The organism is Deinococcus actinosclerus, from assembly GCF_001507665.1.
Lineage (GTDB): Bacteria > Deinococcota > Deinococci > Deinococcales > Deinococcaceae > Deinococcus > Deinococcus actinosclerus.
Genome location: NZ_CP013910.1, coordinates 2,621,907 through 2,647,535, shown reverse-complemented (window position 1 = coordinate 2,647,535; position 25,629 = coordinate 2,621,907). Strand labels below are relative to the sequence as shown.

The window sequence follows — 25,629 nt, the reverse complement described above, 5'->3', positions numbered from 1 at the left end:
CGCCGGTCGCCACGCGGATCAGTTCGGGGTTTCGGGCGCGCCAGCCTGGGGTGAGCGCGGTCCTCAGAAGGTGCGGGTCACGACCTGCCCGGACTGGCCCAGGGGCTGCCCGGGGGCGCCGTCCACGCTGACCTTCACGGCCGCGGCGTTGCCGGTGCGGATCGTGATTCCTTTCGGGAAGGTCTTGACGGTCCCGGCCGCGGGCGTACCCTCGAACACGATCCGGCCGCTGCCATCGGTCACGCGCGTCCACGAGGGCCCGCTGTAGGTGACCTTCACGCCGGTCTGTGCGGGCGGGGTGGCTGCCGCGCGGGCCTTATCCGGCGTGGCGGCGGCCGCCGGCGCACTGCCCGAGGGCGCCGCCGCGGTGGGCCGGGGCTGGGCTTGAGCGGCGTCGCTGAGGACGCTGGGGGTACCCTTGGGCTTCAGGGTCACGCGCAGGTCGCGGCTGCGGCTGACATCCACGGTCTGCCGCAGGGGTTCACGCCCCGCGAGTTCGACCCGCAGTTCGGCCTGCGCGCGCGCGTCGGCAGGAAAGGCGAGAACCGGCGCGGCGCCCAGGTCCCGGTTGTCGAGGTACACTCGCGCGCCCGGCGGGGTCACCTTCACGGTCAGGCGCACCGTGCGGGTTGCCGCGGCGGGCGCCGGTTCGCCGGTCGTGGCCCCACTGACGGCGGGTGCACCCTGGGTGCGCTGGCTGACCAGATAACCGGCGCCGCCCGCCACCACCAGCAGGGCGAGTCCCACTAATGCCCCGACCGGCAGGCGGCGCCGCGCGGGTGGCGTCCTGCGGGAGACGGGCGGGACCGGCCCTCTGCTACTGACCGGGGTGGGCATCACCCGGTCGAAATCCGCCAGCAGCGGCTGTGGATCGAGGCCCAGTTCCCGCGCGTAGCGGTGGAGGTAGGAGCGGGCGAAGGTGCGTTCCGGCAGCGCGGTCAGGTGCCCGTCCTCGAGCGCGCGCAGGTAATCCCCGCGGATCTTGGTGCGCAGCGCCACATCCTGCACGCTGAGACCCATGCCCTCGCGGGCCTGTCGAAGAGCAGCGCCGAACGTCATCACGGTACCGCCCAGGGTAGCGCATCTGCCCCGCGCAGACCGGGACACGGCGGCGGGGGCCACCTCACCAGAAGTGGCCCCCGCCCCGGCGTCCGGCGGACGTCAGCTGTCGTACGGGCGGCCCAGCGCCTTGGGCGCGCGGCTGCGGCCGGTGAAGATCAGCGCCAGGATCGTGATCAGGTACGGCAGGGCCTGGACCAGCGTGCTCGGCAGCAGGTTCTGGCCGCCCAGCGCGATGCTCAGGGCCTGCAGCAGTCCGAACAGCAGCGTGGCGCCCAGGACCCCCAGCGGTTTCCACTGGCCGAAGATCAGCGCGGCCAGCGCGATGAAGCCCGCGCCGGCGCTGATGTTACGCACGTACGAGTCGAGGTTGCCGATGCTCAGGAACGCCCCGGCGGTGCCGGCCAGCACGCCGGAGAGAATCACGGCGCTGTAGCGCATGCGGCGCACGTTCACGCCCATGCTGGCGGCGGCGCCGGGCTGCTCACCCGTGGCGCGCAGGCGCAGGCCGTACGGCGTGCGGTACATCACGTACCAGGTGATGGCGACCGCCAGGAACGCGAAGTACACCGGCGGCGAGAAGCGCAGCTCCCCGGCGCCCCACAGCGGCAGCGCGTACTCGACCTTGGGGCTCTCGTTGGACACGCCGTAGAGCGCGGTCAGCAGTACGGCGGGCACGCCGGTCGCGAGCAGGTTGATCGCGGTGCCGCTGATGACCTGGTCGGCGCGGTACTTGATGCTGAGCACCGCGTGGATCCAGGCGATGAGCCCGCCGACCAGCATGCCGACCAGCCAGCCCACCCAGGGGGCCGCCTGACCCAGGCTGGGCGTGAGCAGCTGCGTGCTGACGGCCGCCGCCAGCGCCCCGAAGATGATCAGACCCTCCAGGGCGATGTTCACGACGCCGCTGCGTTCGCTGAACAGGCCGCCCAGTGCCGTCAGGAGCAGCGGCACGACGCTACGGATGAAGGTGGCGAGGAACGCCGTGGTGAAAATCTGAGCGATGAAGCCGTCCATTACTTGTTCCCTTCCCGGGTGATGTCCTCGCTGGCCTGGCCCACGTTCGGCTGCGGGGTGAGGGGTGTGGCGGTCTCGACGGCGGCGGGCGTCTCGTGGCGCGCGGCGGCGGCCGCCAGTGCGGGCGGTGGGGGCGAGGTCACGCGGCGGCTCAGGAAGCCGCCCGCCGCGATGAACAGCACGATCAGGGCCTTGAGCACCGTCACGATGTCACTGTTCACCTTGGCGAGCTTGGTGGTCACGCTGACTGCCCCGGTGTCGATGGTGCCGAACAGCACGCTCGACGCCACCACGCCCGCCGGGGTGCTCTGGCCCATCAGGGCCACGGCGATCCCGTCGAAGCCGACGTTCACGGGCATGTTCTGCTTGAGGCGGTACTCGTCGAGCGCGCCGCCGTTTACGTAGTGCGTGCCGGCCAGCCCCGCGAACATGCCCGCGATGGTCATGGCCAGGATGGTGTTCTTCGCGACGCTGATCCCGCCGTATTCGGCGGCCTTGGGCGACAGGCCCACGGCGCGCAGGGCGTACCCGGCGGCGGTGCGCCACATCAGCATCCCGAAGCCCGCCGCGCACAGCAGCGCGATCAGGAACGCGCCGTTCAGCTGGCTGCCGGTCACGCTGACGGGAATCCCGATGCGCCACGTCAGCGCGCCCAGCGCGGCGGCCACGGCCAGGGCGATCAGGCTGCGGTTCTTGCGGACGAGCAGGCGCACGATCACGAAGGCCACCAGCGCCACCAGCAGCCCGATACTCAGGGCCACCTGGCCGTTCTGCCCGACGTTCAGGACTTCCAGCAGGGGCCGCAGCTGGGCCTCGCCGTGCAGCAGTTCGCTCTGTGGGTTCGAACCCGGGGCCTTGAGCGGCTGCGGGTACTCGCGGCCCAGGAACGGGAAGGAGTCGCTGCCGATCAGGAACACCAGCACCGCCGAGGCGATGTAGTTCAGCATGATGGTGTTGATGACCTCGCTGGAGCCGAAGCGCGCCTTCAGGAGACCCGGAATGGCCCCCCACAGCGCGCCGCCGGCGGCGGCCGCCAGGACGCTCAGGGCCAGCAGGCCGTAGCCCAGGCTGGCCGGGCCGTACACGCCCACCAGCATGGCGGCGATGGCGCCCATGGTGAGCTGCCCGGGCGCGCCGATGTTGAACAGGCCCGTGCGGAAGGCGAAGGCCACGCTCAGGCCGGTGAAGATCAGCGGCGTGGCTAGCTTGAGGCTGTCGAGCAGCGGGTTCAGGGCGGTGACCGGCGCGAAGAGCGTGGAGTACACGAAGTACACCAGATCCGACTTGGCCAGCCACGCGCCCCACAGGCTCATGGGCGCGCCGCTCTGGTTGATGCTGGGCTGCACGATCAGCACGACGACCGCGCCGACGAGCACGGCCAGCCCGATCGCGGCGGCCGGGACGAGCAGGCTGCGCATGCGGTTGAAGGTCTGCCACCACCACGCGCGGGCGCTCAGGCCCGCCCCGGCGGCGATCAGACCGGCCAGCGCCGGGAGGAACAGACCCAGGTTCATGCCGCCGCTGGCGTAGAAGTTGCCCAGCTGCCGCTTCGCGCCGGGGCGCAGGGTCGTGTCGGCCAGCACGCGCCTGGTCTGGTCGTCCAGCGCGCCGCCCAGCACGATCACGGCTGCCGTGGCGAGCCCGAAGGTGAGCAGGCCCGTCAGCCAGAACCAGCGCTGGCGCTGCCAGGCGCCCGCCAGGGTCACGAGGAGAGTGCCCAGGGTGGCCCATGCGAGCGCCAGCGCCGTCCCGGTGGGCGGCAGCGGGGCCTGCTGGTTGGAGGTGAGGTTCAGGACGCTGCCCGTGAGGTGAAGCAGGACGGCGTCGGCACTGAAGCCCCGGCCCAGGGCGGCCAGGGGGAAGAGGAGCATGCCCAGGGCGGCGACCGCGCAGGCGATCAGCGCAATCCGGGCCGCGTCGCCGGATGGGCGAGGGGGAGAATCGTGGGTCACTTTCCTATTGTACGGGGTTTCAGGCAAGTCTGGACAGGTGCGCAGCCCCCGGCGGTGGGGGTGGAGGCGGCACCCGTCCCGGGCCAGCCTGCTATCCTCGGGGGCGCTATGGAACGCACCTTTGCCATGATCAAACCCGACGGCGTCCGCCGCGGCCTCACCCCTGAAATCCTCGCCCGCATCCAGCGCAAGGGCTACCGCGTCGTGGGCCTCAAGCAGATGGTCATCGCCCGCGAGACCGCCGAAGCGCACTACGGCGAGCACAAGGAGCGTCCCTTCTTCGGCGAGCTGGTGGACTTCATCACCGGCGGGCCCGTGGTCGCCATCGCCCTGGAAGGCGAGAACGCCATCGCCGGCTGGCGCGCCATGATGGGCGCGACCAACCCCGCCAACGCCGCCCCCGGCAGCATCCGCGCCGACTTCGCCACCACCACCGGCGAGAACGTCACGCACGGCAGTGACAGCACCGAGAGCGCCGCGCGCGAACTGGCCCTGTTCTTCAAGGACGGCGAACTGCTCGCCTGAACCCCAGGCGCGCGCGCGTCCCGTTCCCTGCCCAGGGAACGGGACGCCGTCTTGTGGGCTGCGGGGGTGCCCCCAGCATGTGGAGTCGACGGGTTCCGGCGCTTCGTGCCAGAATCCCAGGCAGTACATGGCCAGATCGCCGTTCGTTCAAGGAGTTACGCTGAAGTGAAGCCGCTGCCGCTCCCGCAGCTGCTGCAGCGCAACCGGGTCATGGTCGTGTGCAGCGCCAGCTTCGCGTACCTGCTCTACGCGGCCCTGACGGCCCTGGTCGATCCTCCGCGCGAGGGGTGGGCGGCGCTGGCGAACCCGAAGAACATCGCCGCGGCGGTGGCCCTCCTGACGGCCGCCGTGACCCTGTGGCAGCCCCGGCACGTGCAGGGCATCTACGCCCTCACCAGTGTGGGCTACCTGCTCGTGGCGATCCTGGAGATTCCGCGTGCCGTCGCGTGGGGCGACATGCCCATGCACCTGACCCTGTGGCTGACCCTGAACGTCCTGGTCTCGTACCTGGTGTTCGGCACCCGGCTGGGCACGGGCGTCAATGTCGTGAGCGTCCTGACCATGCTGGTCAGCGTCCTGATGAACGGCCCGGTCGCGCCCAGCAACCTCGCGGACTGGCTGACTGCCGCGATCGTGATGGGCGGCACCGGCCTGATCGCCTTTTCCACGGTGACCTTCATCGAGCAGAACCTCAGCGCGGACCTGTACACCACCGAGCGCCTGCGCGCCGCGCGCAAGGACGCGCTGACCGAGGTGCTGGGCCGCAGCGCCACCGAGGAGGAACTCGAGCGCAGCATCCAGCAGGCCCTGAAAAACCGCGCCCCGCTGAGCATCATCGTGACCGACATCGACCATTTCAAGCGGGTGAACGACGTGCACGGCCACGGCGCCGGAGACGACGTGCTGCGCTCGTTCGGCAAGCGCCTGCGCCGCAGCGTGGGCGGCTCGGGCGGGCAGGTGGGCCGCTGGGGCGGCGAGGAATTCCTGGTGATCCTGCCCGGTCTGGCCCGCCCCGACGCGCTGGCCGTCGCCGAGCGGCTGCGCGCCGAGGTGGCCGGCGAACCCATCGCCGGACTGGACGTCACCGCCAGCTTCGGCGTGGGGTCCCTGCGCGGCGCGGAGGACAACGCCGAGGACCTGTTCGCCCGCGCCGACAGCGCCATGTACAACGCCAAACGCTCGGGCCGGAACTCCGTGCGCTGACGCCGGCCGGCCGGGCCGTCCCCGGGTCCGGACCGGGCCTCAGCGGCGGAAGGCGGGCAGCAGCGCGGCGTCCTCCTGCGTGGCGTAGCCGCGCGTGATCACCCGCAGGCCCTGCGCGGTGGTCAGGATCAGCGTGTCGGCCAGCCGGGAGCCTGCCGCCGGGTGCAGCGCGGCACCTTGCGGCGTCGTCACGGCCTGCGCGTCCGGCCCGGCCAGGTCCTGCGCGGTGAACCGCGGCGACCGGATGTCCAGCATCCAGCTCAGGGGCCGCGCGTCACTGTCGTACTGCACGACCACCCCGGCGGCGTTCAGCGGCGGGCGACTGGTCCAGGTGGCGCGGCGCAGCCCACCCCCGATCCGCTCGCGCGAGTCCGCCTGCGCGTCGAACGATCCGGTGGCGGTGAACAGGGTTCTGGCGACCAGATCCTCGCCGCCCTGCGCCGTCCCGCCGGGTTTACAGGCAGTCAGGAGCAGCAGGGGCAGCAGCAGATGAGCGGGACGCATAGCCCTGAACGTACACCCGCCCCGGCAGGGCATCTGTCACGCGGCGCGCCGTGCCAGCATGGAGCGTGAGCCCGCACCACCTCGCCCTGCTGATCACTGCCGCGCTGCTGAGTGCGCTGCTGGCGCTGGGCCTGAGCCTGCAACTGGGCTGGCGGCGGGACGCGGCCCGCTGGCCGCACCACGCGCTGTTCTTCCTGACCTGCGCCGGGGCGCTGCTCAGCCTGGGGCTGGCCTGGCGGGCCGGGGCGGCCGCGTGGGCGCTGCTGCCCGCGCTGGCGCTGCTGCTGAGCATGCCGCGCACCCGGCCGGGCCGCGCCGACCACTGGCAGCGCGCCCTGCTGAGCGCCGCCGCGTTCACGGTGGGCGCGCTGCTCGTCTGGGGGTCGTAGGTCACGCGCGCTGTAGCCTGCCGCTATGGACCTGATCGACGGCATGCTCGCGCGGCGCACCACCAACGGCCCCTTCCGCCCGGACCCGGTCAGCCGCGAGCACCAGCACCTGCTGATGCGGGTCGCGCAGGCGGCCCCCAGCCATTTCAACAGCCAGCCGTGGCGCTTCGTGCTCATCGAGAACCCGGACACCATCGGGCAGGTCGCTGCCATCGCCGGGCAGAGCATGACCGAACTCATCGAGGGCGGCGTGTTCTTCGAACGCTACCGCCGCTACTTCCGTTTCACCGAGAAGGAAATGCAGGAGCGGCGCGACGGCATCCACATCGACCACCTGCCCGGCCCGCTGAAACCCTTCACGCGGCAGGTGTTCAGCGACGCCGGCCTGAAACTCATGCGGCAGCTCGGCGTGCCGAAAAAACTCGGGGAGGACAACCGCAAGCTCGTGGCGGGCAGCCCGCTGCTGCTGGCCGTCCTGCTCGACAAGGGCGAGTACCGCCCCGGCGAACTGTCGGGCTTCTACTCGGTCTTCGGGATGGGCGCCGCCATGGAGAACATCTGGAACGCGGTGGGCGCGCTGGGCATGGGCATCCAGTTCGTCAGCACGCCCATGGAGATCCCCCGCCACTGGCAGGCCATCCAGGACCTGCTGCGCGTCCCCGGCGACCTGGAACTCATGGCCGTGTACCGCCTCGGTTACCTGCCGCCCGATCAGGCGCGGCCCAGCATCGACTGGAGCAGCCGCCACCGCAAACGCCTGGAGCAGTTCGTGTACCGCGACACCTGCGAGCAGCCCGAACGGGAGTGATCCGGATTCCGTCTGTTTTGTTGACAGCCCGGGTCGCCAACTCCACGCCCGGAACCCGTTTTTCTCCTCTTCTGCTGCGCAGCTCCACGAGTCGCGTCCGCCCGGATTGAACGGCTTTGCAGGCCATTCGGTCGGAGTCCGTATGACTTTACCCTCCCTTGAGGAAACTGCCACGCGCCCGGGCGGGCACTCGGCGCACAATGCCTCCCTGGAGGGCACCACCATGACCGACACCACCCACAGCAGCACCCCCAGTGCCGCCCCGAGCGGCACCTTCGAGATCGGCGGCGACCTGACCGTCACCCGCCTGGGCTTCGGCGCCATGCGCATCACCGGCGACGGCGTGTGGGGCGACCACGCCGACCGCGAGGGCGCCCTGACCACCCTGCGCCGCCTGCCGGAACTCGGCGTGAACCTCATCGACACCGCCGACAGCTACGGCCCGGCCGTCAGCGAGGAACTCATCCGCGAGGCGCTGCACCCCTACGACACGGTCGTGATCGCCACCAAAGGCGGCCTGACCCGCACCGGCCCGAACGTGTGGATTCCGGTGGGCCGCCCCGAGTACCTCAAGCAGCAGGCGCACATCTCCCGGCGCCGCCTGGGCGTGGACCGCATCGACCTGTGGCAGCTGCACCGCATCGACCCGAACGTGCCGCGCGACGAGCAGTTCGGCGCGATCAGGGAACTCATGGACGAGGGCGTCATCCGCCACGCGGGCCTCTCGGAGGTCAGCGTCGAGGAGATCGAGGCCGCCCGCGCCGTCTTCCCGGTCGCGACCGTGCAGAACCTCTACAACCTCGCCAACCGCAAGAGCGAGGACGTGCTGGACTATTGCGAGCGCGAGCACATCGGGTTCATCCCCTGGTTCCCGCTGGCCGCCGGGAATCTCGCCAGGGAAGGCAGCGTCCTGACCGAGATCGCCGCCCGCCTGGGCGCCACGCCGTCCCAGGTGGCGCTGGCCTGGGTCCTGAGGCGCAGCCCCGTCATGCTGCCCATCCCCGGCACCGGCAAGGTCAAACACCTGGAGGAGAACGTCGCCGCCGCCCGCCTCACCCTGACCGACGAGGACTTCCGCGCGCTGGACGAGGTCGGCCGTCAGGAATGGGAGAAACAGCAGAACTGACCCCGCCGTGTTCCTCCCTCACCGCGCCCACCTCTCCCATGACGGTGAGGCGCGGTGAGCCGTGCATGGACGTTTGCTGAACCCCCAACCGTGGCTTTCCCCTGACAGGCTGTCCCGCGCGGCGCGCAGAATGCGGCGCATGCCCCTGACCCCCCAGCTGCGCGCCCTCGTGACGGGCACGCCCCCACACCTGACGCCGCAGACGCAGGTGCAGGAGGCCGCCCGCACCCTCTTCCCGCGCATGGCGGCCCGCCCCCAGCTGCTGGACGTCTTCACGAACGCCATGATCGACACGCGCGCCCTGGCCCGCCCACTCGAGTGGTACCTCACCCCGCGCGGCTTCGGCGAGAAGAACGCCGTCTTCGTGCAGGAGGCCCGCGCCCTGACCCGTAGGCTGGCCAGGGAGGCGCTGGACGCCGCGCAGATCGAAGCGGCCGACGTGGACGCCGTGGTCGTCGTGAACACCAGCGGCATCAGCGCCCCCAGCCTCGACGCCGACCTGATCGAGCACCTGGGCATCAACCGGCACGCCGCGCGGCTGCCCGTGTGGGGCCTGGGCTGCGCCGGGGGCGCCAGCGGCCTGGCCCGCGCCGCCGACCTCGTCCGCGCCGGGTACCGCCGCATTCTGTACGTCGCGGTGGAACTGTGCAGCCTGACCCTCGTGCACGGCGACGAGACCAAGAGCAACTTCGTCGGCACGGCCCTGTTCTCCGACGGAGGCGCCGCTGCCGTCCTCACCCACCCCGACGAGCCCGGCCCCGCCCCCCTGGCGGAACTGTGCGGCGCGTACTCCACCCTGATCGAGGACAGCGAGGACATCATGGGCTGGGACGTCGTGGACGAGGGCCTGAAAGTCCGCTTCAGCCGCGACATCCCCACCCTGGTGCGCGGCATGATGCAGGGGAACGTGCAGGCCGCCCTGAGCGCGCACGGCTGGTGCCACACGCAGGTCAGCACGTACGTCGTCCACCCCGGCGGCGTGAAAGTCCTCAGCGCCTACGAGGAGGCCCTGAACCTCCCCGCCGGAGCGCTCGACGCCAGCCGCCACGTCCTGCGCCACTACGGCAACATGAGCAGCGTCACCGTCCTGTTCGTGCTGCAAGAAACCCTGCGCGCCCACCCGCAGGGCCGCGCCCTCCTGAGCGCCATGGGCCCCGGCTTCAGCGCCGAACACGTCCTGCTGAACTTCCCCGGCTGAGTGGTTGACCTCTCGTTGGACGGCTGGCTTTCAACCGCCATTCAGATCAATTGCGTCGATAGTGTCCACAACCATTGGCGGCACTGCGAAGGACGCTTCAAAGGGCTGCCCGACATTGCCGAGCAGATTACTTCCAGCGTGGAAACGGCACCCCGCCACCACCACGGGGCCCGGATACCAGCAGTCGAAAAAGTTGACGAACTCGTGGAAGCTGCACTCCTCCAGACTGAAAGCAGCCGGAGGCTGGTTATGCCCACCGCACTCGAACGTCACGTGTCCGTCGAACGTGCAGCGGGTAAACCGGGCACCACCCATGAAATAGGTAGAGACGCAGAACACGCTCCCGAAGTGACAGTCATCGAATACGACAGACTCCCTGAACGTCAGGAAGGACGCATCAAGCGATTCGATTTGGCAGTTCCGGACGGTAATTGGCACGGAAACGACCTCATCCACTCCCAACTGCCGGAGATCAAGTGCAGCGATATGGATGTGCTCAAGTACGTTGAGCGATCCCAGCAGCGCATAGACCTGCACAGATTCAGGGTCAGCCATTCTTCATAGCGTAGGGCAGGCTATGGCTGAACAGCCGTGAGCCCCTGTCTCGCCTCCGCGTAGCCGGGGCGCAGGCGCAGCGCCTCGCGGTACGCGGCCTGCGCTTCGGCGGTGCGGCCCAATCCGGTCAGGGCCCGCGCGCGCCAGTAGTGCGCTTCCTCGTGCGTGGGCACCGAGCGCAGCACCGCGCCCGTCAGGGTCAGCACCCGCCCGTACTGACCGGTGCGGGTGTACGCCTCCAACGGCCCGAACGAGTACCACAGCGCGCGCCACGGCAGCCCGCCCTGCACCCACGCGGGCCGGGTCGGGTCCAGGGTGCGGTCAGGCGCGGCAGCGAAGGCCCGGTCGAAGGTGCGGGCGGCAGCGCGGGCGTCCCCAGCGTCCAGCTGCGCCTGCCCCAGCGTCAGGAACCCCACCGCGTCGTTGCGCCGTTCCGCCTCGCGCCCGGCGACCCGCAGCGTCTCGGCCTGCTCCTGCGCGCGGTCGGCCCGCCAGCCCAGCACGCCCGCCAGGGCCGCCCGTTTCGACGGTGGCGTGACGATCAGGAAGGTGCGCCCGAAGGACCGCCACAGCTCGTCGAACTTCGCGTAGTCCATCCGCAGCGGCCCCAGGTACGAGTCCAGCGCGCTGAACTGCCCGGTGACGTCGTCGTACCCGGTCAGCAGGCGGTAGTGCCCCATCCCGCCCGAGTCCGGCGTGACGAACCACGTCTCCACGATCACCGGGAAGCCCGCCGCGAGCAGCGAGCGCAGTAGCGTCCGGTCCCCGCCGCGCGCCAGATGCACGTCCATCCCCTGCGTCCGCGCGAACGCCGCGAGTTCCTCCGGCGAGACGTTCACGTCCCCCTTGGACGGCTTGAGTTTCGGGGCGATGTCGTACTGGTTCAGCGTTCCGCCCCAGCGGCTCAGGGCCATGCCGATCGTGACGGGACCGCAGTTGTTCAGCCGCTGGTACTCGTGTCGGATGCCCGTGACGCTGGCCCGCGCTGGCAGCACCCGGGTAGGCGCGGCTGGAGGGGAAGCGGGTGTGACCTCGGGCGTGGGCGGCTGCACCTGTACCGGAGTGGGGGTGACCGGTTCTGGTGCGGGTGATGGTTCCGGGCTGGGTTCTGGCTCGACCGGTGTGGGCGTATCGGGGGCGGGTTCCGCACCGGGCGGCAGCGTAGGCACCGCTGTCTGCTGAACGGCAGCTGTCTGGGCGTCTGCACCCGACTGGAAGCGCGTGACACCGAACGCGGCCGCCCCCACGAGCAGGGCAGCAGTCAGCAGCAGGGCAGGGGAGCGCATTCCCTCCATCGTCCCCGCCCTTCATGATCCACCCCTGAGGCGAAAAGGTCGCGCAGATCACGCTTCCGGCGCGAATGTTCCGCGCCATCGGCGGGGTTCTCGCCGCTGCTGAAGCTGGAAAAAGTAGAACCTTCTGGCACGGATCAAGGTGTGGGGCCAATCCAGCGTCGTGGCAGCCGGGCCCGTCGCCACTGGCCCTGACCGCTCGGGGGCGGCCCCTCGCTCATCTTGATTCGTTGGCGTAGGCGCACTCGTTCCTGGGCGCGCAGCGCGCGGGGCGCCCGCAGCGACACCGGAGGTCTGCAGCCCCATCAGTGGCCGAACCCGCCAGTCACCCGCCCAGAAAGTCAGAGAAATACCTGCCGAGCGCAGCGAAAACTCCCCCTGCCCCCTTGAGGTAGGGGGCTGGGGGTGGGGCAGCCCGCCGCCAGGCGCACCCCTGACGCGCTCACTCAGGGGGTCAGTAGTCCATGACCTGCCGGATCGCTTTCGCGACGCGCAGCGGGTTGGGTCGGTACACGTCCTCGACGGCGGTGAAGGGCGGGTAGGGGGCGTCGAAGCCGGTGACGCGGACGATGGGCGCGCGGAGGTGCTCGATGGCTTCTTCGGCGATGACGGCGGCGATTTCGCTGTGGAAGCCGGCGGTGCGGGGCGCTTCGGTGACGATGACGGCGCGGCCGGTTTTGGCGACGCTGGCGATGACGGTGTCGGTGTCCATGGGGACGAGGGTGCGCAGGTCGATGACCTCGACGCCGATGCCGACCTGTGCGGCGGCGGCGGCGGCTTTCTGGGCAACTTCGACCATGCCGCCGTAGCAGATGACGGTGACGTCGTCGCCTTCCGTGACCATCCGGGCCTTGCCGATGGGGACGCGGTAGTCGCCGGTGGGGACGTCCTCTTTCACGCTGCGGTAGAGCTTGATGGCTTCGAAGAAGAAGACGGGGTCCGGGTCGTTGATGGCCGAGAGCAGCAGGCCCTTGGCGTCGGCGGGGGTGCTGGGAATGACGACCTTCACGCCGGGGGTGTGGGCGAGGATCGCTTCGGGGCTGTCGGCGTGCTGTTCGGGGGTGTGGACGCCGCCGCCGTAGGGGGCGCGGATGACCATGGGCAGGTGGTAGCGGCTGCGGGTGCGGTGCCGGTAGCGGCCCAGGTGCGAGAGGATCTGGTCGAGGGCGGGGTAGAGGAAGCCCGCGAACTGGATTTCCGCGACGGGCTTGAGGCCCGCGAGGCCCATGCCGATGCCCATGCCGACGATGGCGGCCTCGGCGAGGGGCGTGTCGAACACGCGCTCTTCGCCGTATCTGGCCTGGAGGCCGTCGGTGGCGCGGAACACGCCGCCCATGACGCCCACGTCCTCGCCGAAGATGTGCACGGCGTCATCGGCGGCCAGGGCGATATCGAGGGCGTCGTTGATGGCGGCGACCATCGTCATGGTCTTCGTGGCCCCGGTGTGGCCGGTGGGGGTGGCGGTGGCGGTCATGCCTGCTCCTTCTGGTTCGGCGCGGCGTGCTCGGCGAGGATCTCCGCGCGCTGTTTCTTCAGTTGTGGGGTGGGTTCCGCGAACACGTGGTCGAGGATCTCGGCGGGGGTGGGTTCGGGGTAGCTGTCGGCTTCGGCCAGGGCGGCCTCGAACTCGGCGGCGATCTCGGCGAGCAGGTCGGCCTCGCTGGCCTCGGTCATGAGGCCCGCGTTCAGGAGGTGGGTGCGCAGGCGCGTGACGGGGTCCTTGGCGTCCCAGCCGGCGGTGTCGGCCTCGCTGCGGTAGCGGCTGGGGTCGTCGGCGACGGTGTGCGGCTTGACGCGGTACGTCACGGTCTCGATCAGGGTGGGGCCGCCGCCATTGCGGGCACGCTCCACGGCTTCACGGGTCACGTGGTAGGTGGCCAGGGCATCGTTGCCGTCCACGCGCACGCCGGGAATGCCGTACCCGTCGGCGCGGCGGCTCAGGTCGGTGGCGCGCGTCTGGGTGCGGGTGGGGACACTGATCGCCCAGCCGTTGTTCTGGAGGATGAACACGCACGGCGCGTTCAGGGCTCCGGCGAAGTTCAGCGCCTCATGGAAGTCGCCCTCGCTGCTGCCGCCGTCCCCGATGAAGGCCATGGCGACGTTGCGGGTGCCCTGACGCCGCTCGGCGAGGGCCGCGCCGACCGCCTGCGGGTACTGCGTGGCGATCGGGATGTAGAAGGGCAGGACCTTCAGGTCGGCGGGCATGTGCCACCCGTGCGGGCTGGTGCGCCAGTAGGCGAGGGTGCGCGCGATGGGCAGGCCGAGGGTGAGGGCCGCGCCGGTGTCGCGGTAGGTGGGGAACAGCCAGTCGTTCTTCGTCAGCGCGGCGGCCGTGCCGACCTGGCTGGCTTCCATGCCGCCGAAGGGCGGGAAGACGCCCAGGCGTCCCTGGCGGTACAGCACCCAGCCGCGCTCGTCGAAGTGCCGGGCGCGGCGCATCTGGCGGTACAGCTCCAGGCGCGTTTCGGGGTCGGGCAGCAGGTCCTCGCGGACGACCGAGCCGTCCGGCGCGAGGCACTGCACCATGGCCGTGTCCTGCTGCGCGGCGTCGTAGGCGGCCTGCGCCGCCGCGTAGCCGGGGGCGGTGTCCTGCGACTCTGCAACTGGGGCGTGAGGCTGCGGGGCAGCCGGTTTGGCATCTGGGGTCATGAAGTCTCCTGTCTGGGGGCGGCGTGCGGGCGCGGGGGCTGAGGCGGCGAGTGGGGGCGCGTCAGGGCGCGCGGCGCTGGTTCAGCAGCCGGTCACTGCGACGGGGCAGGCCGGGAGCGGGACAGGGCAGAACGTCAGGCATGGCAGGGCAAGCAGGTGGGGGCCGCGCGCCCCCGTCGATAGGGAAGTGCCTCCCAGCGTAGCAGCCGGGAGGCACGGGAACCAAACGAGCGTTTGGGAGGCGGGGACGGGCGCTCACAGGGGTTTCCAGTTCCGTTGAACGGCCAACGGCACGCCCTTCAACTCCACTTCCGACCGCTTCGTTGGCGGCTTCTCGCTCTGCTCCGCAGCTCTGCGAGTCTGCTCGGTTCAGACGTGCCGAGGAGTTCCCTGAACACGTCTGAACACCGCTGTCAGCGCGCCAGCAGCACCGCCAGGATCGCCAGCGCGGCGGGCACCGTCTGGATGAACAGGATACGGCGGTTCGCGGTGGCCGCGCCGTACAGGCCCGCGACCGCCACACACGCCAGGAAGAACAGCTGGATCGCCGCCGAACCCGTGATCAGGCCCCAGATCAGGCCCGCGGCCAGGAAGCCGTTGTACAGGCCCTGGTTGCCCGCCATGACGCGGGTCTGCGCCGCGAGGTCCGGCGTGGTCCCGAAGGCCTTCATGGCCCGTGGGGTGGTCCACAGGAACATCTCCAGCACCAGGATGTACACGTGCAGCAGGGCGATCAGGCCCACCAGAACCGCGGCGATCAGGGTCATGCGCCCAGCTTACCGATCCGGGCGACCACCCGGTCACGGCCCAGCGTGGCGAGCAGGTCCGGCAGGTCCGGGCTCTCCATCGTCCCGGCGACCGCCGCGCGCACGGGCGGCATGACCTTCCCGAGCTTCAGGCCCCTGGCCTCGGCGAAGGCCGCGAAGGCCGCCTTGATGCCGGCCGCGTCGAAGGTCGGCAGGTTCTTCAGCGTGGCGGCCAGCTCGGGCAGCAGCTCGCGCGCGCCGTCGATCGCCGCCTGCGCCTTCTCGGTCACCGGGTACTCCTCCGACCAGAAGTAAGGCGTCTTGTCGAGGAACTCGCTGAACACCTCGATGCGCGGCGTCATCAGGCGCACGACCGAGCGGAAGTAGTCGTCCAGGGGGAGGTTCACCTTCTGATCGGCCAGGAACGCGTGCAGCCTCCGGGCGACCTCGTCCTCGCTCAGCACCTCGCGCAGGTACTTGCCGTTGTACCAGCGCAGCTTCTCCTGACTGAACACCGGGCCGCCCAGCGTCACGTCCTCCAGGCGGAACACCCTCTGGAATTCCTCCAGGTCGAAGACTTCCAGGCCGTCCGGGTGCGTCCAGCCCATCGTCGCCAGGAAGTTCAGCATCGCCTCGGGCAGGAAGCCCTGCCCCTGGTACCACTCGACGCTCGTGGGGTTCTTGCGCTTGCTGATCTTGGATTTGTCCGAGTTGCGCAGCAGCGGCATATGCGCGAACACCGGCTCGGCCCAGCCAAACGCGCGGTACAGCAGCACGTGAATAGGCGTGCTCGTGATCCACTCCTCGGCGCGCACCACGTGGGTCACGCCCATCAGGCGGTCATCCACCACGTTCGCGAGGTGGTAGGTGGGGAACCCGTCCGCCTTCAGGAGCACCTTGTCGTCGATCTCGCGGTTCTGGAAGTGAATCGGGTCGCGCAGCCGGTCATTCACGACCGTCTCGCCTTCGCGCGGGACCTTCAGGCGGATCACGGCCGCCTCGCCCGCGTCCACGCGCGCCTGGGCCGCCGCCGGGTCCAGATCGCGGCTGGGCACCGCGATCACGCGGCCCTCCGCCTGCGCCGCCTCGCGCAGCGCCGACAGCTCCTCGGCCGTCTCGAAGGCGTAGTAGGCGTGCCCACTGGCGACCAGCTGCCGCGCGTACTCGCCATAAAGATCAAAACGCTCGGACTGCCGGTACGGGCCGTTGGGGCCGCCCTGCAGCGGCGACTCGTCGGGCGTCAGGCCCAGCCACGCCATCATCTGGAAGATGCGCTTCTCGCTGTCCGGCACGTAGCGGTTACGGTCGGTGTCCTCGATGCGCAGGATGAACTTTCCGCCACCCTGACGCGCCAGCGTGTAGTTGAACAGCCCAATGTACGCGGTCCCCACGTGCGGGTCACCGGTCGGGCTCGGGGCAATACGGGTCACAACAGCCATAGGGCACAGCATACGAAAGGCAGGCAGACGCCACGTCATCCCCGGCCGGACCGCTCCTCTTGACCTTCCAGCCGCTGGAACGCATAGCGTGACGGGCATGCGAGGTCGCCTGATCATCTCCCGGTTCGCGCTCCTGACCGGGCTGCCCCCCAAGACGCTGCGCTACTACGACGAGATCGGCCTGCTGCGCCCCGAGGCCGTGGACGACCAGACCGGCTACCGCGCGTACAGCGCCGCGCAGATTGACCTGGCTGTCCGCATCCGCCACTGGCGGGCCCTGGGCCTGCCCATCGACGACATCCGCACCCTGATCCAGCAGCCGGGCCGCGCCCCGGAGGTGCTGCGCGCCCACGAACAGCGCCTGAGCGCCGAGATTGCCGACCGTCAGCAGGCCCTGGCGCACCTGCGCCACCTGCGCCAGGAGACCCCCATGAACTACCGACTCGACCGGCTGCCCGACCGCCAGTGCCTCACCATCCGCACCGTGCTCCAGCCGCCGCACTACGAGGTCATTCCGCAGGCCCTCCAGGCCCTCATGCACCACGTCCGCCAGCGGGGCTACCAGCCCGCCGCGCCCAGCTTCTTCATCCACCACGCCGACGCCGCCGGGCCGGGCAGTCTGGTCGAGGTCTGCGTGCCCGTCGAGGGGGCGGACCTGCGCTCCGAGGGCCGCATCGAGGTGCGCACGCTGGGCGGCGGCGCGGCCTTCATCGGGCGGTTCGTGGGCCCCTACGACCAGACCGGCGCGGCCTACACGCAGGTCGTGGAGGAAGCCCTGCGGCGCGGCCTGAGCGTCAGCGGCGTGACTGCCGAGTTCTACGTCAGGAGCGTGCCGCACACCCCCAACCCGCAGGAGTACGAGACCGACATCGCCTTCTACCTGACCGGGGACACCTGAGCGTCAGCAGCAGGGGGCGGAGCACAGCGGCTCCGCCCCTCTGGACAGGTCACTCAGTTCCAGCGGCCGCCGCGCTGCTGGCGCGTCTCGGGTTCCGGCGCGGCGTACAGCTCCTCGGCGCGCGACAGCTTCTTGCGGCCGTACAGGCCCTCCAGGATGAACTCGGCGGCGGACACGCGCACGGCGTCCTCGCTGCTCGCGGCCACCTCGGCGGCCAGTTCGCCCAGGCCCGGCACCTCTGACGTGGCTTTCAGCGCGGCGGCGCTGTCCCCGCCCTGCGGGAAGCGGAACACGTTGCCGTTCTCGAACCATTTCTCCAGTTCGCGGGTGTTCGCGCTGCCGTAGCGGCGGGCGTACACGGCCCCGGCGGCCTTGCGGATCACGTCCCGGGCGACGTTGTCCGCACCCTTGAGTTCACCCTCGTACTCCAGTTCCATCTTGCCGGTGATCGCGGGCAGGCCCGCGTACACGTCACTGACCCGCACGACCGCGTCGTCGCCCTGCACGAGGCTGCGCCGCTCGGCGTTCGCGGCGGCGACCTCCATCAGCGAGATCGGCAGGCGCTGCGACACGCCGCTCAGCTTGTCCACGCGGCCGTCCTCACGCGCCTGGAAAGCGATCTCCTCGACGAGTTCCGCGATGAACTCCGGGACCGTCACGTCGCCGCTGCGCACGGCCTCCTGCGCGGTGATGTCCATGCCCAGGCGCACGTCGGTCGGGTAGTGCGTGCGGATCTCGCTGCCGATGCGGTCCTTCAGCGGCGTGACGATCTTCCCGCGCGCCGTGTAATCCTCGGGGTTCGCGGAAAAGACCAGCATCACGTCCAGTTCCAGGCGGATGGGGTAGCCCTTGATCTGCACGTCCCCCTCCTGAAGGATGTTGAACAGCGCCACCTGCACCTTGGGCGCCAGATCCGCCAGTTCGTTCACGGCGAAGATGCCGCGGTTCGCGCGGGGCAGCAGCCCGAAGTGCATGCTTCTCACGTCGCCCAGGCTGGTGCCCAGCCGCGCCGCCTTGATGGGGTCCACGTCCCCGATCAGGTCCGCGACCGTCACGTCCGGCGTCGCCAGTTTCTCCACGTACCGCTCCGCGCGCGGCAGCCAGCGAATCGGCAGGTCCAGCCCGTGCGCCTCCAGCAGCGCGCGGCCCTCGGCGCCCACCGGGTTCAGCACGTCGTCGGGCATGTCCACGCCCGCGATGACCGGCACCTCGGGGTCGAGCAGTTCGGTGATGGCGCGCAGGATGCGGCTCTTGGCCTGCCCGCGCAGCCCCAGCAGGATGAAGTTCTGCCGCGCCAGCAGCGCGTTCACCAGCTGCGGGATCACCGTGTCGTCGTACCCCACCACGCCGGGGAATAGCTCCTCCCCGCTGCGCAGCTTGCGGGTCAGGTTGTCCCGCACCTCGTCCTGCACCAGGCGGATCTTCCCGTCGAACGGCGCGCGCCCGGCGTACCCTTCGGTCTGAAGCAGTTCTCCCAACGTCCTCGCCTTCGCAGTCACGGTCATGATGCGCGGAACGTACCACGCACCCCCGGACGGGATTGTGCGACCTGCTGGGAATGGGTGCGCGGGGTGCGGGCACCTGAGGCAACCCGGCGGCGTTCCTGACCGTACTGTGGGTCAGATGCACCCTGTCACCGCCCGCCGCACGGCCCTGCTGCCCATCCTGCTGCTGATCCCGGCCGCTGCCCTGACCCTGTGGATCGCGGGGGCCACCTTCGACGCGGAGGCCACGAGCGTCCTGGTCCGCACGCTGCGCTACGTGGCGCTGACGCCGCTGCTGCTCATCCCCGTCAACCGCCTGCCCTGGGCGACGTTCGCGCTGCTGGCCTGCGGGTGGATCAGTGGCGTCCTGACCGTCACGGCTGCCCTGGCGGGCACCGCCCACTGGATGCTCGGCGCGCCCGCCCTGCTGCTGGCGCTGGCCTGCGCCGCCGGGTTCATCCTGCTGCGCCGCTGATCGCCGCGTCCGGACCGACATGAACGCCCTGCACCTCATGAACGCCGCCGGCCAGCTCCCGCCTGAACTGGCGCGCGAGATCGAGGACCAGCTGACCGACACCCTGAACCGGCACGCGGCCCGGCTGGACCTGGACGGCGTGGACGTCGCCCTGCGGGTGCTGCCCTGGGGCCTGCCGGAAACCGGCGTGCACGGGTACGCGCCCACCGGCCACTCCGTGGAACTGACCGTCGATCCCGGGCACGCGGCCGTCCGGACCGGCTGGCGCACCGAACTGCCCGCCACGCTGGCGCACGAACTGCACCATGTGCGCCGCTGGCGGGGCCCCGGGTACGGCCACACGCTGCTGCGCGCCACGGATTTCGGGTTCGAGACGTGGTTCTACGGCTCGGCCGCGCAGGCCCTGCCGCGCTGGGCCGGGTACACGCTGGGCTTCGACCTCGTGGGCCGCGCCCTGCGGCAGCTGGGGGGGGCAGCGGCCAGTCACGCCCATACGCCCGCCGCCGTCATCCTGGCGGCGGCCGGGCGCTGGGAGGAGTGACCGCGGCCACGAGGGCAACAGGTGGAAGAGGTGGGGTCTGCCCCCGGCCTGGACGTGGGGTGGCGGGTCGCGCGCCCGGTATCGACCCTCACCCGCCGCTGCTGGCGCTGGCGGCGCTCGCGGCGGCCTGCTGGTCCTCCAGCGTCTTGTAGGCGCACGCCGCCGCGAGGGCCGCCACGGCCACGGGCACACCGTCCAGGGTCAGGTCGACGTCCTTGCCCTCCACCACCCCGCCGATCCGCCCGCGCAGCCGCTCGCCGCCCAGCGTGAGGTTCACGTCCTTCCCGTCGATCCGGCCCGAGAAGCGCCCCTCGATCCGCGCGCCGCTGACGGTCAGGTGCAGGTCGTCCCCGTCGATCCGGCCGCCCAGGCGCACGTCCACGCGACCGTCAGTCAGGTCCCCCGCCGCGTCGAAGCCCTCGACGGTGCCCCCGATCCGTCCCGTCACGCGCCCGCCCTGCACGCTCAGGCGGATGTCCTTGCCCTCGAAGCGCCCGCCGATGCGGCCCGTCAGGTGCGTGCCGTCCCAGGCCGCGCGCAGGTCGTAACCCACCGAGACCCCGCCGATCCGTCCGTTCAGTTCCATACCTGCCGGTACGCGGCCAGCGGGGCGGCGGTTGCGGGAGGCGCCTCCGGCCCCAGTTCAGCCCGTGCCTCAGCCCGGCCGTGCCCCGAGCTCAGCCGCTGCGGGCGGCGCGCCAGGCGTCCAGCTCGTCGGGGGGCAGGGCGGGGGAGAACAGGAATCCCTGCATGTACTCGAAGCCCAGGCCGCTCAGCAGGGCGTGCTGCTCCGGGGTCTCGACCCCCTCGGCCAGCACGTCGAGGTTCAGTTCGCGGCCCAGGGTGTGCACGGCGCGCAGGACGTGCGGCGCGGCGGCGCAGCTGCCGCCCAGGCCAGCGTGCCCGCTCAGGAAACTCCGGTCGAGTTTCAGGGCGTCGGCCGGGAGCGCCATCAGGGCGCTCAGGGAGGCGTGCTGCACCCCGAAGTCGTCCACGCTGATCCGCACGCCCAGCCGGCGCAGCTCGCGCAGTTTCGCCGCGGTTCCCGTGAGGTCCTGCACGAGGACGCCCTCGGTGACCTCCAGTTCCAGCAGGTGGGCGGGCAGCTCCAGGCGCGTCAGCAGGCCGTGCACGTGCGGCACGAAGTCCGGCTGCGTGAACTCCAGCGGGGAGACGTTCACCGCCACCCGCAGCGGGCGGCCCTGCTGGTGCCACGCGGCGGCCTGCTCGCACGCCCGTTCCCGCACCCAGCGCCCCAGCGGGAGGATCAGGCCGCACTGCTCGGCCACCGGGATGAACCGGCCCGGCGACACCGGCCCCAGGTGAGGCGGTGTCCAGCGCAGCAGCGCCTCCACGCTCTCCAGCGCCGCGCCGCGCAGCTGCGGCTGGTAGTGCAGCGTGAATTCCCCGGCGTGCAGGGCGCGGCGCAGGGCGGCCTCCAGCGCGAAACGTTCGCGGCGCTGGTCGTCCAGGGCGGGCGTGAACAGCTGCACCTGCTGCCGGCCGCTGCGCTTGGCGTGGTACATGGCGGTGTCCGCGCGGCGTTGCAGGGTCGTGACGTCCGTGCCGTCGCGCGGCGCGAGACTCACCCCGATGGACGCCGAGAGGGGCAGGGTCAGGCCCGCCATCTCGACCGGGTCGCGCAGGCTGCCCAGCAGCTGCCGCGCGGCCGAGAGGGCCTGCGCCTCGTCCGCGCCGGGCAGCACCAGCGTGAACTCGTCGCCGCCCACGCGCGCCAGGGTGGCGCGGGCCGGCAGGTGAGCGTTCAGGCGGGCCGTGACCAGCCGCAGCAGCTCGTCCCCGACCGGGTGGCCGAAGGTGTCGTTGACGTCCTTGAAGCCGTCGAGGTCGATGAACATCACGGCGGCCGGACCCTGGAGGTCCCGGCGCAGCTGCTCCTCGAATGCCGCGCGGTTGGGCAGCCCGGTCAGCGAATCGTGGCGCGCCTGATGCCGCAGCCGGGCGCTGCCGCGCTCCAGGGCCGCCGCCGAGTGCCGCAGCTTGCGCGCCAGCAGCAGGTTCTCCTGCAGGACCGTCCCCTGCCGCAGCAGCACCAGCAGGAAGGTCAGCGCCGCGCCCCACAGCGTGACCGGAGCGGGCCGCGCCAGCAGCAGCGCCGCGCAGGTCAGGCCGCCCGCCAGGTAGGGAAACGCGGCCAGCCACACCCGCACCGGCCGGGGCGGACGCCACTGCACGCCCCGCACCGACTGATCGCGCCGCCACCACAGGCCCAGCACCTGCAGGGCCGTGCCCCACAGGTACAGGAAGTCCGCGCCGCTTCCGGAGACGTACTCGCCCACCACGGCGAAGTGCAGGTCGCCGCCCACGGTCAGGGCCAGCCCGGCGCACAGCAGGGCCACAGGCACGTTCAGGCGCTGCTGCCGCAGGGCCAGCAGGCCCACCCCGATCAGCACCAGGTCCAGCGTCGCGTACGCGGCGCCGGTCGCGCGCAGCGGCGCGGGCCGGGACAGCAGGAACGTCCAGGTGACCGTGCCCAGGATGGTCATGACGATCAGGCTGTCCAGCGTCATGGCCAGAGTGCGCAGGGAGTGCAGGCGCAGGCGCGTCAGGCTCAGGAGCGCGCTTCCCAGCAGCAGGTAGTACGCGGCGTACAGCGCGTCCGCAGCGGACACGGGCGGCAGCGGCAGGCCCCGCAGTTCGAAACTGAGGGTCACGGCGTCCCCCAGCCACAGGGAGGTCAGCGCCAGCGTGAACAGCCCCAGCAGTCGGCGCTGGGCGGCGTGCCCACTGTGCCAGGCGTCGGCCGCCACGAGCAGGCACCCCAGCTGAGCGGCGAGGTAGGCGCCCCCGGTGAGCCAGGCGTGTTCGGGTGAGGTGGACGCCGCGCTGACCAGCACCGCGTGCAGCCCCACGGCCAGCAGCAGCGCGGTCTCGGCGCGGCGCTCGAGTACGCGCCCACTTACAGCCTGGATCGTCATGGGGTCACCCTTCCCGTGCATTGGACTCCGGTGGGTGCAGGCTACCGCACCGGCCGCACAGAAATCTCACGGAGGTCAGACGACGCGCGGTCAGGACGGCCGCGCCGGAACGGCCGCCAGCGCGACCCCCGTCACGCACAGCGCCAGACCGGCCAGCGAGGCGGCGCTCAGGCGCTCGCCGAACAGCAACCAGCTTTCCAGCACCGCCAGCGGCGGCACCAGATAGAACAGGCTGTTCACGCGCGCCGCCGGGAGGTCCCGCAGCAGCCGCATGAGGAGCAGGATCGCCCCGACCGACAGCACCAGGACCAGCCACGTCAGGGACAGGATGAATTCCGCGTTCCAGTGGATCACGCCGCCCCCGCGCGCCAGGGTGACGGCGCCCAGCGCGGCGGCACTCGCCACGTACTGCGCGGTCGTGCCGCTCAGCAGCGGCATGTCCCCCCCACGCGCCGCTGGTAGAGGGTGCCTGCCGTGGTGCACAGCAGCGCGAAGGCCGCGGCTCCCAGCGCGGCGGGACTGCCCAGCCCACCGCTCACGCGGCCTTCCATGACCAGCAGCACGCCCGTGAAGCCCAGCGCGAGCCCCGCCCACTGCCGCGCCGTGACCCGCTCGCCCAGCACCGGCCAGGACAGAAAGCCGGTCAGCAGGGGCTGCACGCCCACCAGCACGCTCGTCACGCCTGCCGGGAGGCCCAGCCAGATGGCGGTCGTCACGCCGCCTAGGTACCCGGCGTGCAGCAGCAGACCCGTCACGGCCGCGCGGCCCGCCTGCGCCCGCGTGGGCCACGGCGCCCGCAGCGCCGCCGTCAGGAGCGCCATCAGCCCGGCGGCCAGCACGAACCGCACCGTTAGGAACGCGAACGGATCGGCGTTGCGGGCCGCGCCCTTGGTGCCCAGGAACCCGGTGCTCCAGAGCAGCACGAACAGCAGCGGCGCCGCCGACAGGAAAGCGGCGGGCGCGAATCGCAGGCGGGTCATGCGGCAGGCTAGAGCATTTGCCAGGAAGATGCCGTCTTGCTGGCCGAGCGGAGCGAGTGAACAGTACCGAGCAGAACGAAGAATGGAGGCACCAGAAGTCCGTTGTTCTGATGCCGTAATTCGGAGGACTGCGCTCAACCAGCTACGTCCCCACCGGGGCTCAGGTGTCCAGCATCGCCGCGATGGCCTGTGCGGTCCGCTCGTTCCGGACGGTGACCCCCACGCCCAGCGTCCGTTCGATCACGCCCGAGGACAGTTTCATGCTCCGCACGCCGTCCGGGACCGTCTGGTACAGCGTCTGGTCCACGATCTCCCAGCGTTCCGGGGCGACGTTCCGCCCGCGCAGGGCCGCCACGCGCGCCGGATCGGGCGGGTCGCGCAGGAACGCCAGCACCACCGGCTCGTCCCGCAGGTGGGCCGGGCAGCCACGGGCTGCCTCCCGCCACTCCGGCGCCGTGCGGAGCGTCACGGGCACCGGGAAGCCGAACCGCGCTTCCAGGGCCGCCTCCAGCCGCCCGCGGAGGTCCGTCTCCGGGTCCGCGCTGAACACGGCGTTGCCGCTCTGGATGTACGTGCGGACCTCCGCCAGCCCCAGGCCGGTCAGCAGGGCGCGCAGGTCCGCCATGGGCACCTTGCGCCTCGCACCCAGGTTCACCGCGTGCAGCAGCGCCACGAAGATCATGCGTCCGATTCTGTCATGGGGCGCTCCGCCACGCCCGCTCACACAGCACCAGCCGGAAACCGTCCGGGTCGCGCACCGTCACGCCCCAGCGGTCCCAGTACGGGTTCAGCGCCGCGACGCGCCTGCCCCCGTGCGCCTCCAGCCGCCGGATCAGGTCGGGCGGAACCGGGCCGTCCAGGTAGAGCACGAGCAGGTCCTCGGCAGTGGGGGTGGGCGCCACGTGGAGGTGATGCGCCTGCGTGAGTTCCAGGTGCCACGCGGCGCCGGGGAGGCCCAGCATCAGCAGCGCGGCGAACTCGTCGTGCGCACTGCGGTGTAGCACGCGCAGGCCCAGGCCGTCCGCGTAGAAGCGCTGCGCGGCGTCCAGATCCAGACTGGGCCGCGCCAGCCGGATGTGATGGGCGGGGGAGAGGCGGCCGGTCACGTCAGACCCTGCGGGCGCAGGAACGGCAGGTCCGCCGGGGTGAGGTGGCGTTCCACCTGACCCTGCCGGTAGGTCAGGTGGAACGGGACGGGCTGCCCCGGCAGGCCGATCGGGAACCAGCCACGTCCGCGCGGGACGACGATCAGGCTGCCGTCCGCGCCGCCGACCGGGGTGAAGGTGGGGCTGCGGCCCACCCAGGCGCGCAGGCCCAGCCGCGCCTCCAGCCAGTCCACCGCGCCCGTCACGTCCGGCACGACCAGCCCGAACTCGCTGAGGTGCAGCGCGTGCTGCGACCCGAACGGCCCGGCGTGATCGAAGGGCAGGTCGTGCCGCGCGATGAATTCGGCGATGTGGCCCGCCGGGTCGCGGAAGTACAGGTTCGAACTGTGAAAGGCGCCGTCCGGGCCGAACCGCACCTGCCCGGCCGGGTCCGCGAGCAGCGGCGCCCGCGCCTCCAGCCACGCCTGCGCCTGGGTGACCAGCGTGCGGGGGATGTCCACGGCGAAGTGCGCGGCGGGCGTGTGCCCCTGGCGGAAGGACAGCCGGGAGCGGCCCACCTGCACGGTGAATGCCTCCGGGGTGTCGTGGCAGACGGGCAGGCCGAGGGTCAGGGCGTAGAAGGCCCGCTGGGCGCTCAGGTCCGGGGCGTGCAGGGTCAGGTGGTCAAGGCGCATCAGAGGTCCCTCCGGGGTGGGGGCGAGCGGGATGAGGTCACGGGCGGGCGGGGACGCAGGAACAGGGTGG

27 protein-coding genes are annotated in these 25,629 nt (G+C 71.3%); 9 read left to right on the top strand and 18 right to left on the bottom strand.

The genetic code is table 11. From position 1 onward, the window contains the following. Positions 1-63 precede the first annotated feature (63 nt). The 3 genes from AUC44_RS12910 to AUC44_RS12900 form a co-directional block, all read right to left on the bottom strand. The gene (locus tag AUC44_RS12910) at positions 64-1,059 is read right to left on the bottom strand and encodes a RodZ domain-containing protein (protein WP_062159116.1); all 996 of its coding nucleotides are present in this window, start codon (positions 1,057-1,059) and stop codon (positions 64-66) included. Between the two features lie 102 nt (positions 1,060-1,161). Next, positions 1,162-2,076: an ABC transporter permease gene (locus AUC44_RS12905; protein WP_062159115.1), complete on the bottom strand. Its 915-nt coding sequence runs from the start codon at positions 2,074-2,076 to the stop codon at positions 1,162-1,164. Further along, a complete protein-coding gene (locus AUC44_RS12900) occupies positions 2,076-4,028 on the bottom strand; it encodes an ABC transporter permease (protein WP_062159114.1) in 1,953 nt (650 codons plus the stop codon). Before AUC44_RS12900 ends, AUC44_RS12905 begins: the two co-directional genes overlap by 1 nt. A 108-nt stretch (positions 4,029-4,136) precedes the next feature. Here AUC44_RS12900 and ndk point away from each other — a divergent pair, with 108 nt between their 5' ends. Together ndk and AUC44_RS12890 are read left to right on the top strand one after the other, a co-directional pair. Further along, entirely contained in the window at positions 4,137-4,553 is a 417-nt protein-coding gene (gene ndk / locus AUC44_RS12895; RefSeq protein ID WP_058975395.1) for a nucleoside-diphosphate kinase, read from the top strand. A gap of 165 nt (positions 4,554-4,718) precedes the next feature. Continuing rightward, the gene (locus AUC44_RS12890; RefSeq protein WP_231724444.1) at positions 4,719-5,756 is read left to right on the top strand and encodes a GGDEF domain-containing protein; all 1,038 of its coding nucleotides are present in this window, start codon (positions 4,719-4,721) and stop codon (positions 5,754-5,756) included. Between the two features lie 39 nt (positions 5,757-5,795). Here AUC44_RS12890 and AUC44_RS12885 read toward each other — a convergent pair whose 3' ends face one another. Beyond that, positions 5,796-6,260 (bottom strand): hypothetical protein, encoded by a 465-nt coding sequence (locus AUC44_RS12885; RefSeq protein WP_062159113.1) that lies wholly within the window; start codon positions 6,258-6,260, stop codon positions 5,796-5,798. 65 nt (positions 6,261-6,325) lie between these two features. On the opposite strand from AUC44_RS12885, the gene AUC44_RS12880 reads away from it, so the two are divergent. The 4 genes from AUC44_RS12880 to AUC44_RS12865 all read left to right on the top strand — a co-directional run bounded on the left by AUC44_RS12880 (position 6,326) and on the right by AUC44_RS12865 (position 9,781). After that, complete coding sequence (locus AUC44_RS12880; RefSeq protein WP_062159112.1) at positions 6,326-6,649, top strand: hypothetical protein; 324 nt, start codon at positions 6,326-6,328, stop codon at positions 6,647-6,649. Positions 6,650-6,674: 25 nt separating this feature from the next. Next, positions 6,675-7,457 carry a nitroreductase family protein gene (locus tag AUC44_RS12875; RefSeq protein WP_062159111.1) on the top strand — a complete coding sequence of 261 codons (783 nt, stop codon included), beginning with the start codon at positions 6,675-6,677 and terminating at the stop codon, positions 7,455-7,457. Between the two features lie 223 nt (positions 7,458-7,680). After that, positions 7,681-8,583 (top strand): aldo/keto reductase, encoded by a 903-nt coding sequence (locus tag AUC44_RS12870; RefSeq protein WP_062159110.1) that lies wholly within the window; start codon positions 7,681-7,683, stop codon positions 8,581-8,583. A gap of 130 nt (positions 8,584-8,713) precedes the next feature. Then, positions 8,714-9,781: a type III polyketide synthase gene (locus AUC44_RS12865; RefSeq protein WP_062159109.1), complete on the top strand. Its 1,068-nt coding sequence runs from the start codon at positions 8,714-8,716 to the stop codon at positions 9,779-9,781. Positions 9,782-9,811: 30 nt separating this feature from the next. On the opposite strand, the gene AUC44_RS12860 is transcribed toward AUC44_RS12865, so the two are convergent. The 6 genes from AUC44_RS12860 to gltX form a co-directional block, all read right to left on the bottom strand. Then, a complete protein-coding gene (locus AUC44_RS12860; protein WP_062159108.1) occupies positions 9,812-10,336 on the bottom strand; it encodes a hypothetical protein in 525 nt (174 codons plus the stop codon). A 20-nt stretch (positions 10,337-10,356) separates the two neighbouring features. Next, positions 10,357-11,622, bottom strand: a complete 1,266-nt coding sequence (locus AUC44_RS12855; protein ID WP_231724443.1) for a C39 family peptidase — start codon at positions 11,620-11,622, stop codon at positions 10,357-10,359. A 460-nt stretch (positions 11,623-12,082) separates the two neighbouring features. Continuing rightward, positions 12,083-13,102, bottom strand: a complete 1,020-nt coding sequence (locus tag AUC44_RS12850) for an alpha-ketoacid dehydrogenase subunit beta (RefSeq protein WP_062159106.1) — start codon at positions 13,100-13,102, stop codon at positions 12,083-12,085. Beyond that, on the bottom strand, positions 13,099-14,154 hold the full coding sequence (pdhA, locus tag AUC44_RS12845; protein WP_062159845.1) for a pyruvate dehydrogenase (acetyl-transferring) E1 component subunit alpha: 1,056 nt from the start codon (positions 14,152-14,154) through the stop codon (positions 13,099-13,101). The genes AUC44_RS12850 and pdhA overlap by 4 nt, the downstream gene beginning before the upstream one ends. 536 nt (positions 14,155-14,690) lie before the next feature. Next, positions 14,691-15,044: a DUF1304 domain-containing protein gene (locus AUC44_RS12840; protein WP_062159105.1), complete on the bottom strand. Its 354-nt coding sequence runs from the start codon at positions 15,042-15,044 to the stop codon at positions 14,691-14,693. Then, complete coding sequence (gene gltX / locus AUC44_RS12835; protein WP_062159104.1) at positions 15,041-16,462, bottom strand: glutamate--tRNA ligase; 1,422 nt, start codon at positions 16,460-16,462, stop codon at positions 15,041-15,043. The genes AUC44_RS12840 and gltX overlap by 4 nt, the downstream gene beginning before the upstream one ends. Positions 16,463-16,559: 97 nt before the next feature. On the opposite strand from gltX, the gene AUC44_RS12830 reads away from it, so the two are divergent. Further along, positions 16,560-17,360 (top strand): MerR family transcriptional regulator, encoded by an 801-nt coding sequence (locus tag AUC44_RS12830; RefSeq protein ID WP_062159103.1) that lies wholly within the window; start codon positions 16,560-16,562, stop codon positions 17,358-17,360. A gap of 53 nt (positions 17,361-17,413) precedes the next feature. Here AUC44_RS12830 and AUC44_RS12825 read toward each other — a convergent pair whose 3' ends face one another. Further along, entirely contained in the window at positions 17,414-18,865 is a 1,452-nt protein-coding gene (locus AUC44_RS12825; RefSeq protein WP_062159102.1) for a sigma 54-interacting transcriptional regulator, read from the bottom strand. A gap of 118 nt (positions 18,866-18,983) precedes the next feature. Here AUC44_RS12825 and AUC44_RS12820 point away from each other — a divergent pair, with 118 nt between their 5' ends. Beyond that, positions 18,984-19,319: a hypothetical protein gene (locus AUC44_RS12820; protein ID WP_062159101.1), complete on the top strand. Its 336-nt coding sequence runs from the start codon at positions 18,984-18,986 to the stop codon at positions 19,317-19,319. Positions 19,320-19,338: 19 nt separating this feature from the next. Next, complete coding sequence (locus AUC44_RS12815; RefSeq protein ID WP_062159100.1) at positions 19,339-19,860, top strand: DUF2268 domain-containing putative Zn-dependent protease; 522 nt, start codon at positions 19,339-19,341, stop codon at positions 19,858-19,860. 88 nt (positions 19,861-19,948) lie between these two features. Here the strand turns inward: AUC44_RS12815 and AUC44_RS12810 are convergent, their stop codons facing one another. The 7 genes from AUC44_RS12810 to AUC44_RS12785 all read right to left on the bottom strand — a co-directional run bounded on the left by AUC44_RS12810 (position 19,949) and on the right by AUC44_RS12785 (position 25,559). Further along, entirely contained in the window at positions 19,949-20,446 is a 498-nt protein-coding gene (locus tag AUC44_RS12810; protein ID WP_062159099.1) for a hypothetical protein, read from the bottom strand. 91 nt (positions 20,447-20,537) lie between these two features. Beyond that, complete coding sequence (locus AUC44_RS12805) at positions 20,538-22,799, bottom strand: putative bifunctional diguanylate cyclase/phosphodiesterase (protein ID WP_157445373.1); 2,262 nt, start codon at positions 22,797-22,799, stop codon at positions 20,538-20,540. A 90-nt stretch (positions 22,800-22,889) separates the two neighbouring features. After that, positions 22,890-23,237: a DMT family transporter gene (locus AUC44_RS16860; protein ID WP_197408544.1), complete on the bottom strand. Its 348-nt coding sequence runs from the start codon at positions 23,235-23,237 to the stop codon at positions 22,890-22,892. Continuing rightward, positions 23,225-23,779, bottom strand: a complete 555-nt coding sequence (locus tag AUC44_RS16855; protein ID WP_197408543.1) for a DMT family transporter — start codon at positions 23,777-23,779, stop codon at positions 23,225-23,227. Before AUC44_RS16855 ends, AUC44_RS16860 begins: the two co-directional genes overlap by 13 nt. Positions 23,780-23,939: 160 nt before the next feature. Then, positions 23,940-24,461, bottom strand: a complete 522-nt coding sequence (locus AUC44_RS12795; protein WP_062159097.1) for a DUF1697 domain-containing protein — start codon at positions 24,459-24,461, stop codon at positions 23,940-23,942. Between the two features lie 13 nt (positions 24,462-24,474). Beyond that, entirely contained in the window at positions 24,475-24,885 is a 411-nt protein-coding gene (locus tag AUC44_RS12790; protein ID WP_062159096.1) for a VOC family protein, read from the bottom strand. Continuing rightward, a complete protein-coding gene (locus AUC44_RS12785; protein WP_082689061.1) occupies positions 24,882-25,559 on the bottom strand; it encodes a VOC family protein in 678 nt (225 codons plus the stop codon). Before AUC44_RS12785 ends, AUC44_RS12790 begins: the two co-directional genes overlap by 4 nt. Positions 25,560-25,629 lie beyond the last annotated feature (70 nt).